This window comes from Ruegeria sp. YTSC230 (genome assembly GCF_059609665.1).
The window spans coordinates 190,112-207,342 of sequence record NZ_JBXWMC010000002.1; the positions used below are offsets into that span (position 1 = coordinate 190,112).

General features: G+C 57.3%; 19 protein-coding genes. 14 read left to right on the forward strand and 5 right to left on the reverse strand.

From position 1 onward, the window contains the following. The first annotated feature begins 26 nt into the window (after positions 1–26). Together AC2FD9_RS04930 and AC2FD9_RS04935 are read left to right on the forward strand one after the other, a co-directional pair. The gene (locus AC2FD9_RS04930) at positions 27–245 is read left to right on the forward strand and encodes a YMGG-like glycine zipper-containing protein (protein ID WP_058275719.1); all 219 of its coding nucleotides are present in this window, start codon (positions 27–29) and stop codon (positions 243–245) included. A 26-nt stretch (positions 246–271) separates the two neighbouring features. Next, complete coding sequence (locus tag AC2FD9_RS04935) at positions 272–619, forward strand: hypothetical protein (RefSeq protein WP_496835681.1); 348 nt, start codon at positions 272–274, stop codon at positions 617–619. Positions 620–640: 21 nt separating this feature from the next. On the opposite strand, the gene AC2FD9_RS04940 is transcribed toward AC2FD9_RS04935, so the two are convergent. After that, positions 641–1,327 carry a hypothetical protein gene (locus tag AC2FD9_RS04940; RefSeq protein ID WP_496835683.1) on the reverse strand — a complete coding sequence of 229 codons (687 nt, stop codon included), beginning with the start codon at positions 1,325–1,327 and terminating at the stop codon, positions 641–643. A gap of 10 nt (positions 1,328–1,337) precedes the next feature. Further along, complete coding sequence (locus AC2FD9_RS04945) at positions 1,338–1,532, reverse strand: SlyX family protein (RefSeq protein ID WP_058275721.1); 195 nt, start codon at positions 1,530–1,532, stop codon at positions 1,338–1,340. 131 nt (positions 1,533–1,663) lie between these two features. On the opposite strand from AC2FD9_RS04945, the gene hisS reads away from it, so the two are divergent. The 3 genes from hisS to hisG are packed head-to-tail and all read left to right on the forward strand — an operon-like array spanning position 1,664 to position 4,929. Then, complete coding sequence (hisS, locus tag AC2FD9_RS04950) at positions 1,664–3,151, forward strand: histidine--tRNA ligase (protein ID WP_496835685.1); 1,488 nt, start codon at positions 1,664–1,666, stop codon at positions 3,149–3,151. A gap of 3 nt (positions 3,152–3,154) precedes the next feature. Continuing rightward, complete coding sequence (locus tag AC2FD9_RS04955) at positions 3,155–4,243, forward strand: ATP phosphoribosyltransferase regulatory subunit (RefSeq protein WP_496757509.1); 1,089 nt, start codon at positions 3,155–3,157, stop codon at positions 4,241–4,243. Then, positions 4,240–4,929, forward strand: coding sequence for an ATP phosphoribosyltransferase (gene hisG / locus AC2FD9_RS04960; RefSeq protein ID WP_058276022.1), 690 nt, complete (start codon positions 4,240–4,242; stop codon positions 4,927–4,929). Before AC2FD9_RS04955 ends, hisG begins: the two co-directional genes overlap by 4 nt. On the opposite strand, the gene AC2FD9_RS04965 is transcribed toward hisG, so the two are convergent. Beyond that, entirely contained in the window at positions 4,930–5,361 is a 432-nt protein-coding gene (locus AC2FD9_RS04965; protein WP_282168994.1) for a DUF1489 family protein, read from the reverse strand. Between the two features lie 128 nt (positions 5,362–5,489). On the opposite strand from AC2FD9_RS04965, the gene AC2FD9_RS04970 reads away from it, so the two are divergent. The 4 genes from AC2FD9_RS04970 (at position 5,490) to rpsD (ending at position 10,429) form a co-directional block, all read left to right on the forward strand. Next, a complete protein-coding gene (locus AC2FD9_RS04970) occupies positions 5,490–7,772 on the forward strand; it encodes an adenosylcobalamin-dependent ribonucleoside-diphosphate reductase (protein ID WP_282168993.1) in 2,283 nt (760 codons plus the stop codon). Positions 7,773–7,901: 129 nt separating this feature from the next. Further along, a complete protein-coding gene (locus tag AC2FD9_RS04975; protein ID WP_496835688.1) occupies positions 7,902–8,690 on the forward strand; it encodes a hypothetical protein in 789 nt (262 codons plus the stop codon). A 417-nt stretch (positions 8,691–9,107) separates the two neighbouring features. Beyond that, positions 9,108–9,608, forward strand: coding sequence for a hypothetical protein (locus tag AC2FD9_RS04980; RefSeq protein WP_496835690.1), 501 nt, complete (start codon positions 9,108–9,110; stop codon positions 9,606–9,608). Between the two features lie 200 nt (positions 9,609–9,808). Next, positions 9,809–10,429: a 30S ribosomal protein S4 gene (gene rpsD / locus AC2FD9_RS04985; protein ID WP_058275494.1), complete on the forward strand. Its 621-nt coding sequence runs from the start codon at positions 9,809–9,811 to the stop codon at positions 10,427–10,429. A 278-nt stretch (positions 10,430–10,707) separates the two neighbouring features. Here rpsD and AC2FD9_RS04990 read toward each other — a convergent pair whose 3' ends face one another. Continuing rightward, positions 10,708–11,169, reverse strand: coding sequence for an Lrp/AsnC family transcriptional regulator (locus AC2FD9_RS04990; RefSeq protein WP_058275495.1), 462 nt, complete (start codon positions 11,167–11,169; stop codon positions 10,708–10,710). Between the two features lie 103 nt (positions 11,170–11,272). Here AC2FD9_RS04990 and AC2FD9_RS04995 point away from each other — a divergent pair, with 103 nt between their 5' ends. From AC2FD9_RS04995 to AC2FD9_RS05010, 4 genes are all read left to right on the forward strand, one after another. After that, a complete protein-coding gene (locus tag AC2FD9_RS04995) occupies positions 11,273–12,688 on the forward strand; it encodes an aminotransferase class V-fold PLP-dependent enzyme (protein ID WP_496835693.1) in 1,416 nt (471 codons plus the stop codon). Positions 12,689–12,752: 64 nt separating this feature from the next. Further along, entirely contained in the window at positions 12,753–13,838 is a 1,086-nt protein-coding gene (hisC, locus tag AC2FD9_RS05000; RefSeq protein ID WP_282118955.1) for a histidinol-phosphate transaminase, read from the forward strand. Further along, on the forward strand, positions 13,835–14,755 hold the full coding sequence (locus tag AC2FD9_RS05005) for a prephenate/arogenate dehydrogenase family protein (RefSeq protein ID WP_496696203.1): 921 nt from the start codon (positions 13,835–13,837) through the stop codon (positions 14,753–14,755). The genes hisC and AC2FD9_RS05005 overlap by 4 nt, the downstream gene beginning before the upstream one ends. Before the next feature lie 47 nt (positions 14,756–14,802). After that, on the forward strand, positions 14,803–15,588 hold the full coding sequence (locus tag AC2FD9_RS05010; protein WP_496835696.1) for an extensin-like domain-containing protein: 786 nt from the start codon (positions 14,803–14,805) through the stop codon (positions 15,586–15,588). Here AC2FD9_RS05010 and AC2FD9_RS05015 read toward each other — a convergent pair. After that, the gene (locus AC2FD9_RS05015; RefSeq protein ID WP_496835697.1) at positions 15,585–16,586 is read right to left on the reverse strand and encodes a DUF2125 domain-containing protein; all 1,002 of its coding nucleotides are present in this window, start codon (positions 16,584–16,586) and stop codon (positions 15,585–15,587) included. The two genes, AC2FD9_RS05010 and AC2FD9_RS05015, sit on opposite strands and share 4 nt — an antisense overlap. A 67-nt stretch (positions 16,587–16,653) precedes the next feature. Between AC2FD9_RS05015 and AC2FD9_RS05020 the strand changes: the two genes are divergently transcribed. Continuing rightward, complete coding sequence (locus AC2FD9_RS05020) at positions 16,654–17,184, forward strand: gamma-glutamylcyclotransferase (RefSeq protein ID WP_496835699.1); 531 nt, start codon at positions 16,654–16,656, stop codon at positions 17,182–17,184. Positions 17,185–17,231 lie beyond the last annotated feature (47 nt).

Consider the following 17,231-nt stretch of genomic DNA (forward strand, 5'->3'; position numbering starts at 1 on the left):
GGGTCATGCCGCAGGAGGGTGTTGATATGACAATTGCAGGTCTCAATTTCAGAAGAGTTTTGTTCGGGGCGGCGGCATCGCTGGCCTTGGTTGCAGCCTCGGTCGCGTCGGCGGACGACAAGAAGAAAAAGAAGACCCTTGAGGGCGCGCTGATCGGCGCAGGTGTTGGAGCGATTGTCGGTGACGGAAAAGGCGCAGCGATTGGTGGCGTGGCCGGAGCCATTATTGGACATAACTGGAAGTGATTGTGATGCGTTATTTTAAACTCAAAATGTCCGCTTGCGCCGCAATCCTGGCGGCTCCGTGTGCGGCTGCGGCCGATGAGGCGGCTGAGCAGATGGTACAGGATGCATTGCCCGTCATGCACTATACGTGCGCCTCGATTGCAGAAGAAGCGGATGGCGACGAAGAATTTGTTGTGACTGTTGTTGGAAAGATGACTGCCTTATCTCTCCACAATCGCCAGATCAATATCGAAGATCATGCAGCCACGGATGAGGAGAAAGCCCAACTGCGTGAGGCGTTCATAGCCGCGCTGTCGGAAGGATGTGCCGCAGATAAGGATGCCCTTTTGGGCGGCGTGGTCGACAACGCGGTGAAAACGTCGCTGGGTTTGTGACCCACGTTCGTTTTAGGCACGTTAGAGCGTGCCCACAGCGCAGCGCACAAGCCCCCAGCCCTTGTCCATCCCAGCCTCCTTGAGGCAGTTGACAAGACGGTCGGATAGAAACAACAGAGACGGGACTTTGGGGTCCAGCCAGATATCTGGGCCATCCAAGGCGCCCGGAACAACGACGAGTTCGTCTTCGTGGTGGTGGCTTGGCAGATAGACAGCACCATTCGCGATACTGACAAGAGGTGTGTTTACCCCACCCTCCGGCCCAAGCGCCTCGTAGTTACCCATCGACCGCATGTTGCCCACATTCAACAAATAATACGGTTCGGGCGTTGAAAGGCGCGTTTCAGCTGAATCCATCAAAGTTAAGGCGTGAAAGACGGTCTCCCCAAGATCATACTGTTCCAGAACAGCTTTGGCGGATTCGGAAACCAAAGGATATCCACCCCCGGAAATAAACGGCGGTACTTCATATTCTGGATGTGTATTGTAATACCAGATATCGCCAACCTGTTCTTTGGTCAGAATTTCCCCACGCTTCCAGCCGAGATCCGACTCGCGCACCATCCTCTTTGACCACTCAACCAATTCCGGAGTTTGCTTTAAACACCAGTCTCCGTACTCCTTTCGGAGAACCGCTTGAATTGCGTTGATGTTGTTTACTGTTGTGGAAACCCAGACGCAGAGGTCACCGTTCACATCTTTCGCCATCAGTCAAACCTCAATAATGCGGCGGGCGTTCGTCGCCCAAAACGATTCCGCCCGAGCCTTCCTGTGCCCGTTCGCCTTCGCGGCGCATCAGCATTTCGACACGGCGTGTCAAACGATCAATCTCGTCCTGTTGGCGGGTGACGACCGAGTTGAGGTCTTCGACCGTACGGGCAAGATGGGCGATCTGCTCTTCCAGATGCTGCATGGGGGACTCCTGTGTCTTAGGCCGGTCATAGCGACCCGGACAACGCATGGCCAGCGAAAGCGCGCCTTGCCCCGATGAAGGCCATGGGATAGACCGCGCGCGGAACAAGGCAACTCCCAAGGACGTCCCACATGGCCAAGCCCAAGAAACAGCCCCGCCCCAAGGCCGTAACGCCAAAAGGGTTCCGTGACTATTTCGGCCAGGAAGTCACGCAGCGCACCGAGATGCTGCGGGCTATTGCGGACGTCTATCATCAGTACGGGTTTGACGCCTTGGAAAGCAGCGCGGTTGAAACCGTCGAGGCGCTGGGTAAGTTCCTGCCCGACGTAGATCGCCCGAACGAGGGTGTGTTCGCGTGGCAGGAAGTCGACGAGAATGACAAGGGCGACTGGATGGCCCTGCGCTATGACCTAACCGCGCCTTTGGCCCGGGTTTACGCGCAGCACCGCAACGATCTGCCGACGCCTTATCGTCGTTATGCGATGGGACCAGTCTGGCGGAACGAAAAGCCGGGGCCGGGGCGCTATCGCCAGTTTTATCAATGCGATGCGGATACGGTGGGCACGGCCTCGATGGCCGCTGACGCCGAGATTTGCGCGATGCTGTCGGACACGCTTGAGACCGTCGGCATTCCGCGCGGCGATTATCTTGTGCGGGTCAACAACCGCAAAGTTCTGAACGGCGTGCTTGAGGCGATGGGGCTTGGCGAAGACGTCGCTGCCCGCGACAACGTTCTGCGCACCATCGACAAGTTCGACAAAGTTGGCGAGCAGGGCGTGCGAGAGCTGCTGACCAAAGGCCGTCTGGACGCCTCTGGCGCGTTTATCGACGGTGTTGGTCTTAGCGAGGATCAGGCTGAGCCGGTGATCGCGTTTCTGACCTCCAAGGCCGCGGAAACCGCCGGAACATTGGCCAATTTGCGCGCCGCCGTAGGCGACAGCAAGATCGGCGCGGACGGGATCGCCGAGTTGGAACAAATCGGCACCTTGTTGGATGCGGGCGGGTACGGCGCGGACCGGATCGAGATTGACCCTTCGGTCGTGCGCGGTCTGGGTTACTATACCGGGCCGGTTTATGAGGCCGAGCTGACCTTTGAGATTCTCGATGAGAAAGGCCGCAAGCGGCAATTCGGATCGGTTTCGGGTGGTGGTCGCTATGACGATCTGGTCAAACGCTTCACCGGGCAGGAAGTTCCGGCGACCGGCGTCTCCATCGGTGTCGACCGTCTGCTCGCTGCCCTGCGCGAAAAAGGCAGGATAGCCGCGCAGGCTACGGGCCCTGTAATCGTGACCGTTATGGATCGCGAACGGATGGCCGATTATCAGGCGATGGTGGCAGAACTGCGCAACGCAGGTATCCGGGCAGAGGTTTATCTGGGTAATCCCAAGAACTTCGGCAATCAGCTGAAATATGCGGATAAACGGAACTCTCCGATTGCAGTGATCGAGGGCGGTGACGAGAAAGCCAATGGGATCGTGCAGATCAAGGACTTGATCCTTGGCGCGAAGATCGCCGAAAGCGCCACGCTCGAGGAATGGAAAGAACGCCCCAGCCAGTTCGAAGTGTCACGTGGTGATCTGGTCGCCAAAGTGCGCGAAATTCTGGACAGTCAGGACTGACCGATGCCCAATCGTTCCCAGATACAGGCCCGCGCCGCGATGATGCGTGTCCGGTTTGAAGCCGCCGGGGCGCAGGTTGTGGATACGCCCCTGCTGCAACCGGCTGAAACGTTGCTGGACCTTTATGGCGAAGACATCCGCGCGCGTGCTTACGTGACGTCGGATGCGTTGCGAGGTGAGCAGATGCTGCGCCCCGATTTCACCCTTCCGGTCGTGCAGATGCACATGACCGAAGGGGCTGAACCCGCACGCTATACCTATTCTGGTGAAGTTTTTCGTCGGCAAGAGCATGACCCGGATCGGTCCAACGAGTACATTCAGGTCGGTTATGAAGTTTTTGACCGCAATGATCCCGCTGGGGCCGATGCCGAGGTGTTTTCTCTGTTTGCCCTGCAATTGCGGGGGCTGCCCCTGCGCGCGGCAACCGGTGACATCGGCATCCTGACGGCGGCTGTTCAGGGGCTGCGCACCACGGATCGGCGCAAGGCCGCGCTGATGCGCCACCTGTGGCGTCCACGTCGGTTCCGCGTCCTGCTCGATCGGTTCGCCGGGCGAAAGCCCGAGCCGGAACACCGCACAATGCTTTTGGAGGCCGCAGACCCGATGGGGTTTGACGTTCCTATGATCGGCAAACGCCGCGCTGCCGAGATCGAGGCGCGCATCGACGCGTTGCGCGAAGATCGCGACACACCACCGATTTCTGACAACGAGCTTGCAGGCCTGGAATCTCTGCTGACCGTTCGGGAAACCATGCCCTTTGCTTTGGAGCAGTTGCGGGATGTGGCCGTTGACCTGCCTCAGATCACCCCGGCGCTGGACAGGCTTGAGGCAAGAATTGCCGCCCTGCATGCGCGTGGTGTTGACGTGAGTAGGTTGGATTTCGAGGCTGCCTATGGGCGTACGTCGATGGAGTATTACGACGGGTTTGTCTTTGGGTTTTATGCCGAAAGTCGCCCCGATTTGCCTCCGATTGCCACCGGCGGGCGTTACGATGCGCTGACGCGACAACTGGGCAACGGGGCAGAAATTCCAGCTGTTGGCGGCGTGTTGCGTCCCGACCTGATGCTCGAAGTCGAGGAGGCCGCGCAATGACCCTGAAACTGGGTGTGCCCTCGAAGGGCCGATTGATGGAGAAGACCTTTTCGTGGTTCGAAAAGCGCGGCATCACATTGTCGCGCAGCGGATCAGACCGGGAATATGCCGGTAAGGTTGAAGGGATCGACGGAGTCTCGCTGATCCTGCTGTCTGCCGGGGAAATCCCCCGCGAACTAGCAGCTGGCCGCATTCATATGGGTGTCACGGGAACCGATCTGGTGCACGAAAAATTGCCACGGTGGGAACAGCAGATTGAAGAAGTCTCCGAGTTGGGCTTTGGCAAAGCCGACTTGATTATCGCGACACCAGCCTGCTGGGTCGATGTCGAAACTCTGGACGATCTAGATGCTGCCGCGGCAGCGTTTCGCAAAACCCACGGGCACCGGTTGCGGATTGCGACCAAATACCACCGATTGGTGCGCGAGTTTCTGACGGACGCTGGGGTTGCAGATTACACTCTGGTGGACAGCCAGGGCGCAACCGAAGGCACTGTGATGAACGAAACCGCCGAGGCGATTGCCGATATCACCTCGACAGGTGAGACATTGCGCGCAAACCACCTAAAAATCCTGTCGGACGGCCTGATCCTGCAATCACAGGCCACGCTGTGGCGTAGTCGGGTTGCCAGCTATGGTGTGGGTGAAAAAGAGGTTCTTTCCGAATTGCTTGACCGGCTGAGCTGATTACAGCACGCCGATGTCCGCCAACGCGCGATTCAGATCGTCGGGCAGGGAATCATCCTCGGCCCGTCCTTTGGGAAGATCGGCAGGCGTATCTTCGGATTTAAGGTATCGCCACCCTTGGAACGGGCGTTTCAAGGCATTCTGTGTGCGGTGCACCTCAGGGTCCAGCACGATGGCGCAGCGGCGTATACCGTCCTCGCCGCGCACTTCGTCCAGCCGCAGGATCTTCTGGCGGCACTGTACGACACCCTTGATCACCCAATAGATTGATCCGCCGTTCAGAATCTCGGCCTCGCGCTTGGGCCACATGCGGGTGACGTGGCGCGGCAAGCCGTCTTCATAAAGCGGTTTGCGGCTATCCTGCCATTCCATCAGCGTGTCGACGCTTTCCGATCCGACGGAGAGTTTTATGAGGTTTATGTACTTATCCACAGCTTTCCCACAGAGTCGTCCCAAGACCGTCTATACATTGTAGCTCAAGAAAGCCTGTCATCAAGGTGTTGTGGTTAAGGTGTGATCTGGGATAATCTGGATACCTCTTTCAGAACAGGGAATCACCAATGAGCCGCTTTGCCGCCCCCATCGCCGAGCAGATCTGGGACATGAAATATCGTTTCAAACAGGCCGATGGCACTCCCATTGACCAAACGGTTGAGGACAGCTGGCGGCGTATCGCTCGCGATCTTGCGCAGGTCGAAAAAGACCCGGCGCATTGGGAGCAGAAGTTCTTCGAAGCGCTGGAAGATTTCAAATACCTGCCTGCTGGCCGTATCACCGCTGGCGCAGGCACTGCGCGACGTGTGACGCTGTTTAACTGCTTTGTCATGGGCACGGTGCCGGACAGCATGGGCGGTATCTTCGATATGCTGAAAGAGGCCGCGCTGACCATGCAGCAGGGTGGGGGGATCGGCTATGATTTCTCGACCATTCGCCCGCGCGGAGCGGATGTGCATGGGGTCGCGGCGGATGCATCCGGGCCTCTGAGCTTTATGGATGTATGGGACGCGATGTGCCGCACCATCATGTCCGCAGGTTCGCGCCGGGGTGCGATGATGGCGACCATGCGCTGTGACCACCCGGATATCGAACAGTTCATCACGGCTAAGTCCGACCCTGCACGCCTGCGCATGTTCAACATGTCTGTGCTGGTCACCGATCCCTTTATGGAAGCTGTCAAAGCCGATGGCCCGTGGGAGCTGGTGTTCGACGACAAGGTTTACCACACAGTTCAAGCGCGTGATCTGTGGAACAAGATCATGCAGGCCACCTATGACTATGCCGAACCGGGTGTGATTTTCATCGACCGGATCAACAAAGCCAACAACCTCAGCTATGCCGAAACCATCGCGGCGACAAACCCGTGTGGCGAGCAGCCTTTGCCGCCTTATGGCGCGTGCCTGCTGGGTTCGATCAACCTTGCCCGTCTTGTGGCAGAGCCGTTCGAAGATGCGGCCCATCTGAATGAGGCTGCCCTGCAAGAGCTGGTCGCGACAGCCGTCCGCATGATGGACAACGTTGTCGACGCGTCGAAGTTCCCGCTGCCGGAACAGGCCGCCGAGGCGCAGGCCAAGCGCCGTATCGGGCTGGGCGTGACCGGACTGGCGGATGCTCTGCTGATGCTGGGTCTGCGCTATGGATCGGACGAGGGCGCGCGTCAGACCGAGCTCTGGTTGAAAGCGATAGCGCGCGCTGCGTATCTGGCGTCGGTCGACTTGGCGAAGGAAAAAGGGGCGTTCCCCCTATTCGACGCCGAGAAATACTTGGAAAGCGGCACGATGCAGCAGATGGATGATGACGTGCGCGATGCAATTCGCGAACACGGTATTCGCAACGCTTTGCTGACTTCGATCGCGCCGACGGGGACAATTTCTCTCTATGCAGGGAATGTGTCGTCAGGGATCGAGCCGGTCTTTGCCTATGCCTACACGCGGAAGGTCCTGCAAAAGGATGGCTCGCGCACTGAAGAAGAGGTCGTGGACTACGCGGTGCAGATGTGGCGCGACAAATTCGGCGACAAAGAGCTGCCAGACTATTTCGTCAACGCACAGACGCTGTCCCCGTCCGATCACGTCAAGATGCAGGCCGCGGCGCAGAAATGGATCGACAGCTCGATCTCGAAGACGATCAACTGCCCCGAGGACATCAGCTTTGACGCTTTCAAAGATGTCTACATGCAGGCCTGGGATCAGGGGTGCAAAGGGTGCACGACCTATCGTCCGAACGATGTGACGGGGTCCGTCCTGACCGTGTCGGAAAGCGAAGACAAAGCGCCGGGTGAAAGTGCAAGCGCACCGCATGAAATTGACGGTGGCGACGTGATCTACATGTCGGAGCCGCTGGATCGCCCACAATCTCTGGAAGGGTCGACCTATAAGTTGAAGTGGCCCGACAGCGAACACGCGATCTACTTGACGATCAATGATATTGTCATTGGTGGCCGTCGTCGTCCGTTCGAAGTGTTCATCAACTCGAAGAACATGGAGCATTACGCCTGGACGCTGGCGCTGACCCGCATGATCTCGGCCGTATTCCGCCGGGGTGGGGATGTGTCTTTTGTGGTGGAAGAACTAAAAGCGGTATTCGACCCGCGCGGTGGCGCATGGGTTCAGGGCAAGTATATCCCGTCGATCCTGGCCGCAATTGGTGGTGTGATCGAACAGCACATGATCAATATTGGCTTTCTTGAGGGCGAGGGCATGGCGCTCAAATCCGACCCCCAGGCTCAGGTCGTCAACATGGACGCGCCACGCGGCAAAGCCTGCCCATCCTGCGGCCAGTACGACATGGTGATGATCGAGGGTTGCATGACCTGCCGCAGCTGCGGTCATTCAAAATGTGGCTGATGTCGTGAAATTCAGCGCCGGTTTCAAATTGGTCTGACCAAAGAAGTGCCAAGCCTGTGTTGAGCAGGTTTGGCATTTTTTTTGAAAGCCCTGCAGCACGCAGGCCAAGGACGAACGGGACGTATTGTATTGAAGGTCGTAATTCATCAAGGTTTCCATAAAACGGGCACAACGACCCTGCAAAAGACGCTCTCGAAAAATCGGGAATACCTGAAAGATCGCGTGAATGTTCTATTGCCTGATGACTTGCAAGAAGCCAGCCTGGCTGCACGGCGGTATGCGGTCGCCCCCAAGGATCGCACCCTTCGCAATTTCGGAGCAATCGTTCGCGAGGCGCTGAAGCCTTTTGCGGACCATGGTGGCAAACCCCTGCTGATCAGCAATGAAGAATTCGCTGGTTTGATCCCCGGTCGCAAAGGGGTTTGGTCATATGAGCAAACGCACGTTCTTGCCAAAATTCTGTTGGATGAGGTCTTGCGCCTGACTGATGCCGTGGATCGCATTATCTTTCTATTTACGACCAGAAACGCGGCTGATTGGATCAGAAGTACGTATTGGCAAAACCTTCGCAGCCACAGAATCCGCGAGGATCTGACACAATACGGCAAGGCGTTGCAACAGGGTGCAGATCTTGAGGCGGTGGTCCGCCGCGTGAAAGAGGTGGTTTCACCGCGCGCCGAGGTGGAATCTGTCAACGTTTCTGGTCCGGACGATCACGATTTCCCGTTGATTAAGGCACTGTCCATTCTAAACGTGAGATCCGATAGGCTCATCACAAGTGACAATCGGAACGTCCAGCCAGCCGGAGGCACGGACTATTTTCTGGACCTGAACCGATCGAATTTGAGCGATGAAGAGGTAGCGGCCGCGAAACGAGCTTACTTGGACAAGCTGAAGCGGTCGAATGGCATCCATTGATGAGTTGAAGCAAGGGTTGACCCAGATTGGTACCACTGCCCAATTTAGTTGCCGTAATGCAACGATCAGACGGCTCAAATCGGATGCCCAGATAGGATTGGATGAACCAGAATATCATGGTTTCCGAAATACCGCTGGGAATTGGTGGTGCATGAAGAGCGAATACCTTAGGTATAATTTGCAATTTAAAAACAAATATTTGAGTAGAGAATCGCTTTGAGCTTTCTTGAGGTTGGTCCATCGCCTTTTTTTCAAAAACAATCTAAGGTTGAATTTATTTCACTTTTAGTATCAGTTTGACTTGACACACCGGAAACATTTACGTGATTGCTGCACTTCGGTCTCTTTTCCGCCAGATTCTGTCCTGATAAGAAGGTTCAGTAAGCAGTGATTTGTTGAAAGGTACAGGCGGATACAATGACAGCCGGGGACAGCGGTCGCATATCCATTTCGTGGACGCAGACAGAGTTAAACGGACTTGAGGCGGCGCCTCAGTCTTTTTTGAAAATCGGAGCCGCATGGTCGTGGCGTGGGCAGGCTCTTTCATTGGCCAGTCCGGCCGAGCAGGGCCTTGTGTTGTCAGGCCAGGCCGAAGTTAATTCCTCAGAATTGCAAAGCAGCATAGCACCGTCGCCGAATCTGGCGGACGGGGCGCTGGGTCGTATCGTTCTGACCAATGGTGCGCAAAAGTACACGGCGCTCCTGTTTTTGGTCGCCGGAGAAGCAAACCCAACGCTGGTTTTTGAAAACGGGTATCCCGCGCGCGATCAGGAATTCTGGGTCAGTGCGTATACCGAGTTTGAAAGCGAAAGCAATTCCAGCCTCCCGGACCAAAACGTTGTCGCTTTCCCGACGCGGTCGCCGATGGATAAGAGTTGGGAAAACGCAGTTGCGGGCGTCCGAAGCGTAGCAGACTAAAACGCCAAGCAGGCCGACAGCATTCGCACATAGCAAAAAATCCACAGCCGTGTTGACTCCGCCAGTTCTGCGGATATAAGCGCGGCTTCATTGGTGTTGGTGGGCCCCGTAAGGGGATTCCTGTCATGGGGGAAACCTCAAGAGGACAACGCCCTTCATAGTGGCCTGTACGGGCCTCGACCTAACGAAGGAGATCAGCCGTGACCAAACGCACGTCTGCCAAGTACAAAATTGACCGCCGGATGGGTGAAAACATCTGGGGTCGTCCGAAATCCCCGGTCAACCGTCGCGAATACGGCCCCGGCCAGCACGGCCAGCGCCGCAAGGGCAAACTGTCGGACTTCGGTCTGCAGCTGCGCGCCAAGCAGAAGCTGAAAGGCTACTATGGCGACCTGACCGAGAAGCAATTCCGCCGCATCTACGCCGAAGCTGTACGTGTGAACGGCGATACCGGTGAAAACCTGATCGGTCTGCTGGAGCGTCGTCTGGACGCGGTTGTCTACCGTGCCAAGTTCGTTGCAACCGTCTTTGCTGCACGTCAGTTCGTGAACCACGGCCACGTCAAAGTGAACGGCAAGCGGGTCAACATCCCCAGCTACCGTGTCAAAGAAGGCGACGTGATCGAAGTACGCGACAAGTCCAAGCAACTGGCTGTAGTTCTGGAAGCCGCTGCTCTGGCCGAGCGTGACGTGCCTGACTACATCGACGCCGACCACTCGAAAATGACCGCGACCTTCGTTCGCGCGCCGGGCCTGGGCGATGTGCCTTACCCGGTCGTCATGGAACCGAACCTGGTCGTCGAATTCTACGCGAAGAACTAATCTTCGCCGACATCCAGAATTCCAGGGCCGCGCAATTTGCGCGGCCCTTTTTTGTTTGGACATGCGATGACGCGTATTGGGTTTGAAGGCTGATCCAGCAAGTTGCATCTCGGCTATTAGAAAATATCCACCGAAGTGCCCCAATGGAACGCCTGCAGTGGGTGGGAATGCTGAAGTACACGCTTGGGTGGCGCAGGCTGTGTTTTGAATTGAACGCGTAACAACCTACGAGCAGTATTCCAGCCTGACCATTGAAGAAGTCCGCCGAAGGCGCTGAATCAAATTGGCAGCGGCCTGCTTTCGGCGATGGCCTCCATCGCAAAGTACGAGGTCACACTGTCTAGTTCGACCTTGTCGATCAATCGCTGATACACCTTGTCATATGACGTCATATCTTGCGTGACGACTTTCAACTGATAGTCATAGTCGCCACCAATGCGGTGAAAATCCACTACCTCGGGGATGGTTAGGACATGGCTTCGAAATGCCTGTAGCCATTCAGCCGAATGGTGCCGGGTGCGCAGCATAACAAAGACCACAAGGCTCAGCCCCAATTTTTCGCGGGCGATCCGCGCGGTCGAACCGGTAATGACGCCATTTTCGTTCAACGCCTTCAGCCGCCGCCAACAGGCATTTTGCGACAACCCGACTCGGTCCGCCAACTCACGCTGCGAAAGTGTTGCGTCTGTTTGAAGTTCGCGAAGGATGCGCTTGTCAATATGATCTAATTTTTCTGCCATACTGAAGCATATGACACAAAAATTTAGAAATCTACCAAAAGAAAGGTGAAGTTTCTGCGTCCTCATTCAATCATATTTGGTGATGCAATATGGAGAATTAATCATGACCTTGTCCAAATTTCGCGCAGACCTCCAATCCACCACTCGCAATTCAACCCTGCGCGACGGGCTGATCGGAGAGAATGTTCTGATCCCCGGTCTGAATGGGGACGTGCCGCTGGTTTATGCGGACTACGTCGCTTCGGGTCGTGCGCTGCAGCAGGTAGAGGATTTTGTCGCCCATGAGGTGCTGCCTTTTTATGCCAACAGCCACACTGAGGCCTCCTATTGTGGGTCGTATATGACCCGTCTGCGCCGCGAAGCGCGCGCGGAAATAGCCCGCATTGTTGGAGCAAAGGAAGGCGACGCGGTGATCTTTACCGGGTCCGGCGCCACTGCGGGCCTTAACCGGCTGGTCAGTTTGATGGGAATTGAGGGGGCTGACCGGCCGGTTGTTCTGATCGGGCCATACGAGCATCATTCGAACATCCTCCCCTGGCGGGAAAGCAAAGCGCAGGTCATCGAAATCCCCGAAGCGCCCGAAGGCGGCGTTGATCTCGGTGCACTTGAACGGACATTGGTGGACAATGCCGATTCCGATCTGATTGTCGGTTCATTTTCCGCTGCCTCTAACGTAACCGGCATCATTACAGACCCGGACCCGATCACGCGGCTGCTCAATTCTCATGGCGCTGTTTCGATCTGGGATTACGCCGGTGGTGGACCTTATATGCCGATGGACATGGGGCCAGAAGATGCGCGCAAGGATGCCATCGTAGTCTCCCCGCACAAGTTCCCGGGCGGCCCGGGCGCGTCCGGTGTGTTGATCGTCAATCAGAACGCAGTTCGCCGTACTTGCCCAAGTTGGCCTGGTGGCGGGACTGTCAGCTTTGTATCGCCCTGGCGCCATGACTACAGCGAGGATTTGGCCACGCGGGAAGAAGCCGGAACACCCAATGTGATCGGAGATATCCGCGCCGCGCTGGCCTTCATCGTCAAGGATGTCGTCGGCACGGATGAAATTGCTGAACGCGAAGCACGATATAATGAAATGGCCTTGAAAGGTTGGGGCGACAATCCAAACCTGACTTTGCTAGGCACTGAAAACCAGCATCGTTTGCCGATCTATTCTTTCCTTGTGCGGGACAACTCTGGCCAGCCGGTGCATCAGCAGCTGTTTACCCGGATGCTCAGCGACATCTACGGCATTCAGGCGCGCGGTGGTTGCGCGTGTGCCGGGCCATATGCGCATCGCTTGCTGGATATCGACCGTGAAACGTCCACTGAATTGCATGCTGCTTTGTCCGCAGGGGAAGAGATGAAGAAACCCGGATGGGTCCGCCTGAATTTCTCTTACCTTATGAGCGAGGAGACGGTTCAGTTCATCATCGATAGCGTCAATGATCTGTCCCACCGGACTGAGGAATTCACCCCTTATTACAACGCGGACCCGGCGACCGCCCGCTTCAAAGCGGCGTGACGGAATTGCCGCTTTTCTCAACGCGTTGAGACGGGTATGAGAGGCTCCAACAACGGAGCCTCTTATGAACAAGATCACCCCGCAGCCCGGCATTATGGACATCGCGCTCTATCAGGGCGGCCAGTCGCATGTGGCCGGGGTAGAGCATGTGATCAAGCTCAGCTCCAACGAAAACCCGTTCGGTCCCAGCCCCAAGGCGATCGAGGCCGTGCGCGATAGTGCGGCGACGCTGCATCGGTATCCCAGTACCGATCACGCAAGCCTGCGCTCAGCGATTGGTGAACGGCACGGGTTGGACCCTGCGCGGCTTATCTGCGGCGTTGGCAGTGATGAAGTGCTGCAGTTCATCGCTCAGGCTTATGCGGGCCCGGGGGATGAGGTCATCTATACCGAGCACGGGTTTTCAATGTACCCGATCATTGCCCGCATGGCGGGCGCGACACCGGTGATGGTGGCCGAGCGCAATCGCCACGTGGATGTCGAAAACATTCTGGCCGCCGTGAGCGACCAGACCCGGATCGTGTTTGTGACGAACCCGGGCAACCCGACCTCGACTATGATCCCCGAGGCTGAGTTGCTGCGTCTGGCCGAAGCATTGCCTAAGACCTGCCTGATGGTGATCGACGGGGCCTATGCCGAGTTTGTCGATGGGTTCGACGGTGGTGCATCGCTGGTGGATCGGTTTGACAACGTGATCATGACGCGGACCTTTTCCAAGGTGTACGGTCTGGGCGGAATGCGTGTCGGTTGGGGCTATGCTGCGCAATCGATTATCGACGTACTGAACCGGGTGCGTCAGCCCTTTAACCTGTCCTTGACCGCTTTGGCGGCAGCAGAGGCTGCGGTGAATGACATAGAATTCCTGTCCTATTGTCAGGCTGAAAATGCGCGCCTGCGGGTGTGGCTGTCGGAAGAACTGGCCAAGATCGGCGTGCCCTCGGATGCGTCCTGCACCAACTTTATCCTCGCCCGCTTTGCCGATCGGGCAGAGGCTGAGGCGTGTGACGACTATCTGAAGACACAAGGTTTGATCGTGCGCCGTGTGGCGGGCTACAACCTGCCAAATGCCCTGCGGGTCACCGTAGGCGACGAAGAAGCCTGCCGCCGCGTTGTTGCGGCCATCACCGCGTTCAAAGGGGGCGTCGCATGAGCCAAGTTTACGACCGTGTGGCCTTGATTGGTCTTGGCCTGATCGCCTCGTCCATGTTCTGGGCGATCAAACGTGCCGGGCTTGCTGGCGAAGTGACTGGCTATGCCCGGTCCGAGACCACCCGCGACACGGCCCGCCGCATCGGCTTGTGTGATCGCGTCTGCGATACTGCGCAAGAGGCGGTCGAGGGCGCGGATCTGGTCGTTCTCTGCGTTCCTGTCGGCGCGATGGGCGCTGTTGCAAAAGATATTGCACCTGTCCTGAAACCCGGGGCGACGGTGACTGATGTCGGCTCGGTCAAGCGTCACGTTATTCAGGCCGTCGGGCCGGTAATCCCGGATGGTGTGCATTTCATCCCCGCGCACCCCCTGGCAGGAACTGAGCATTCTGGCCCGGAATCGGGTTTTGCAGAACTCTTTGACAACCGCTGGTGCCTTTTGGTTCCGGTTGAAGGGTCGGACCCGGATGCGATTGCCCGTTTGCGGGCACTTTGGGAAGGCATGGGGTCAAACGTCGATGAGATGGACGCGGATCACCATGATCTGGTTCTGGCAGTCACATCGCACGCGCCGCACCTGATCGCCTATACGATGGTGGGCGTTGCGGATGATCTGCGCCGGGTCACCGATACCGAGGTCATCAAGTATTCCGCCGCAGGATTCCGAGACTTCACCCGCATCGCGGCCTCTGACCCGACCATGTGGCGGGACGTGTTCCTGACCAACAAGGATGCGACGCTGGAGATCCTTGGCCGGTTCACCGAAGAACTGTTTGCACTGCAGCGCGCGATCAGAACAGGTGACGGCGAGCAGTTATTCGACTATTTCACCCGTACGCGCGCCATCCGCCGCGGCATCATTGATGCAGGCCAGGATACGGATGCGCCTGATTTCGGACGGGGAAAAACGAACCCATGACGCAGGGCTGGAGAACCATTCTGACCGGATTTGCAGCGCTTTGCGCAATGTCAACTCAGGCTGGTTCGCTGGAACGTTCGTTAATACCGATATCGCGACCTCAGGCTACACTTGCGGTCCTTAGCAGCGCAGTGCCTCAGCTGCCTCCGGCCACCATACGACCAGAATTGCGGCCGGATTCACCGCAGGTTTTGGCAGCAGCGGCACGGCCTGCAGAGCTGCCTCTGCTTGGCCCGGACACGTCGCTGATGCCTTACTTGCGGCCCAAAGCCTTGGAGCAGGAGGCGTTGTTCAAAAAGCGCAAACTGCGTAAGGGGTCGGTATGCGGCGACATCGATATTCAGGGTAAGCCTGTCGGGACGGTACCGGGCAGGATCAAGGCTTGCGGGATCAAGGACGCTGTTCAGATCACCTCGGTCTCAGGTGTGACGCTTAGCCGTCCCTCCACGATGGATTGTGGAACGGCAATTGCGCTGAACAAATGGGTTGAGAAAGCGGTCAAGCCGACGTTCAAGCGACGCGGGCCTGTGGTTCAATTGCAGGTTGCCGCACACTACGCGTGTCGGACACGCAACAACCGTAAGGGCGCCCGCATTTCCGAGCATGGAAAAGGCCGCGCGATTGATATCTCGGCCTTCAAGATGGCCGATGGAGAGGTTGTGACGGTCCTGAATGGCTGGCGCAAGAACCCATCGCAAAAACAACTGGTCAAGATCTGGCGCGATGCATGCGGGCCGTTTGGCACCGTATTGGGGCCAAACGCCGACCGGTATCACCGGGATCATTTCCATCTGGATACCGCCCGCCATCGTCGCGGGCCATACTGTCGTTAACGCAGGATCAGGCGGGGCGCTGGCCCTAGCGGCAACGGCCCAAGCGCCACGAAACCGTCCCGGAAGTTAAGCTGCAGATCCAGCGCATTTGGGTTTCCACCCAGCCCGGCCATGAAATTCAGCGCGCGAGTCACCGGATCAACGGCCTGATCGGGCAGAGCGCCTGCGGCGTTGGCCATGGCAATCATGTCGCGCCAGTTTTCAGCTTTGACCGCAATTTCGCCCGTTGGGATGCCCTGGTGGTCGATATCAATCTCGCCTGCCGCAAACAGACGCAAAGCGCCCCATTTCATCTCGGCGAGGTTCAGGTCAATCATTACCGGTTGCGGTCTGCCCTGTTCCAATGCCGTGCGATCCCATGGCTTGTTGAACGTGGCGGTCATGTCCAGCTCGAGGGTCTCAAACGCCTGCGGCAATGTGGTGGCCGATCGCATCAGTTCCCGCAGACCGTCACCCGGGGTGAACCCGTCAATACGGGCACCGATGGCATAGGTCACCGGAATAGAAGTCTGTTCCATGACTAGCGTCAGCGTATCACCTCCGGCCAGGGCTTCGGCATCGTCGGTGATCAGCCATGAACCAGCAGTCAACGCCATTTTTTCCAGCACCAGCGCCACACCGGGCTGTAGCTGCAGCTCGGCCTGCAGATCGCTGGCTTTGATTGTTGCCGTCTGATCAAAATAGGACAGGCGCTGGGGGGTGTCAGCAAAGCGCAGCACCTGACGTCCCGGCCAGATTGCAGGGCTTTGGAATTCGATCCAATCGGCGCTCCATGCGGTGCCGTTGACTGGATCAGCCAGCGCCGGACTGTTCAGGCGCGTAACGTGGCGCAACGGATACCCCGCAGTTGAAACATCCGAAAAATCCGCCTGCCAACCCTGTTCCTGCTGTTTGTCGAACCAGGCGGTGATTGCATTGCGCAATCCGAATCCGGCCACGAACCAATAGGCGCTCCAGATAACCGTTAAGAAAATGACTACTCGTATTAGACCGCGCATGGCAGTTGGCCCTTTTTCCCGCGTTGAATTTGATGTTTATAGGCCGAAACGGGCAAGGACCAGAGCAATGACGATGTGGGTTTTCGGATATGGATCGCTGTTGTGGAATCCGGGCTTTCCGGTGGCCCGAAGCGAACACGCCACGTTGCATGGGTATGCGCGTTCCTTTTGCATGAGTTCGATCCACCACCGTGGGACTGAGGAACACCCCGGCCTTGTGCTGGCGCTGGACGAACAGGTCGACGCCAATTGCACGGGCTTGGCGCTTGCGGTCGAAACCGGCCATGAAGAACGCACCCTTCAAGAGCTGCGTGAACGCGAGTTGATCTCGTCAGCCTATGTCGAGAAAAACCTTGATGTGCATCTGAACACTGGCGATGTCATCACCGCCGTGACCTATGTGATCGACGCAGACCACCTTCAATACTGTGGTGGTATGCCGCTAGAGGAGCAAGCGCAGATCATTGCGCATGCGGTTGGCGGGCGCGGGCCGAATACGGAATACCTGTATAATACTGCGGAACATCTGGCCGAGATCGACCTGCGCGATCCTGATCTTGAGTGGTTAGCGCAACGGGTGCGCAGTATCACAGTATAAACCCTTGGCGTCACCGGCGGATTTTGGCTAGATTCAAGCCAGAGCAG

Coding starts and splice junctions, on each gene's coding strand:
- AC2FD9_RS04930 (WP_058275719.1), top strand. CDS start 27: ATGACAATTGCAGGTCTCAATTTCAGAAGAGTTTTGTTCGGGGCGGCG.
- AC2FD9_RS04935 (WP_496835681.1), top strand. CDS start 272: ATGTCCGCTTGCGCCGCAATCCTGGCGGCTCCGTGTGCGGCTGCGGCC.
- AC2FD9_RS04940 (WP_496835683.1), bottom strand. CDS start 1,327: ATGGCGAAAGATGTGAACGGTGACCTCTGCGTCTGGGTTTCCACAACA.
- AC2FD9_RS04945 (WP_058275721.1), bottom strand. CDS start 1,532: ATGCAGCATCTGGAAGAGCAGATCGCCCATCTTGCCCGTACGGTCGAA.
- hisS (WP_496835685.1), top strand. CDS start 1,664: ATGGCCAAGCCCAAGAAACAGCCCCGCCCCAAGGCCGTAACGCCAAAA.
- AC2FD9_RS04955 (WP_496757509.1), top strand. CDS start 3,155: ATGCCCAATCGTTCCCAGATACAGGCCCGCGCCGCGATGATGCGTGTC.
- hisG (WP_058276022.1), top strand. CDS start 4,240: ATGACCCTGAAACTGGGTGTGCCCTCGAAGGGCCGATTGATGGAGAAG.
- AC2FD9_RS04970 (WP_282168993.1), top strand. CDS start 5,490: ATGAGCCGCTTTGCCGCCCCCATCGCCGAGCAGATCTGGGACATGAAA.
- AC2FD9_RS04980 (WP_496835690.1), top strand. CDS start 9,108: ATGACAGCCGGGGACAGCGGTCGCATATCCATTTCGTGGACGCAGACA.
- AC2FD9_RS04990 (WP_058275495.1), bottom strand. CDS start 11,169: ATGGCAGAAAAATTAGATCATATTGACAAGCGCATCCTTCGCGAACTT.
- AC2FD9_RS04995 (WP_496835693.1), top strand. CDS start 11,273: ATGACCTTGTCCAAATTTCGCGCAGACCTCCAATCCACCACTCGCAAT.
- hisC (WP_282118955.1), top strand. CDS start 12,753: ATGAACAAGATCACCCCGCAGCCCGGCATTATGGACATCGCGCTCTAT.
- AC2FD9_RS05005 (WP_496696203.1), top strand. CDS start 13,835: ATGAGCCAAGTTTACGACCGTGTGGCCTTGATTGGTCTTGGCCTGATC.
- AC2FD9_RS05010 (WP_496835696.1), top strand. CDS start 14,803: ATGTCAACTCAGGCTGGTTCGCTGGAACGTTCGTTAATACCGATATCG.
- AC2FD9_RS05015 (WP_496835697.1), bottom strand. CDS start 16,586: ATGCGCGGTCTAATACGAGTAGTCATTTTCTTAACGGTTATCTGGAGC.
- AC2FD9_RS05020 (WP_496835699.1), top strand. CDS start 16,654: ATGACGATGTGGGTTTTCGGATATGGATCGCTGTTGTGGAATCCGGGC.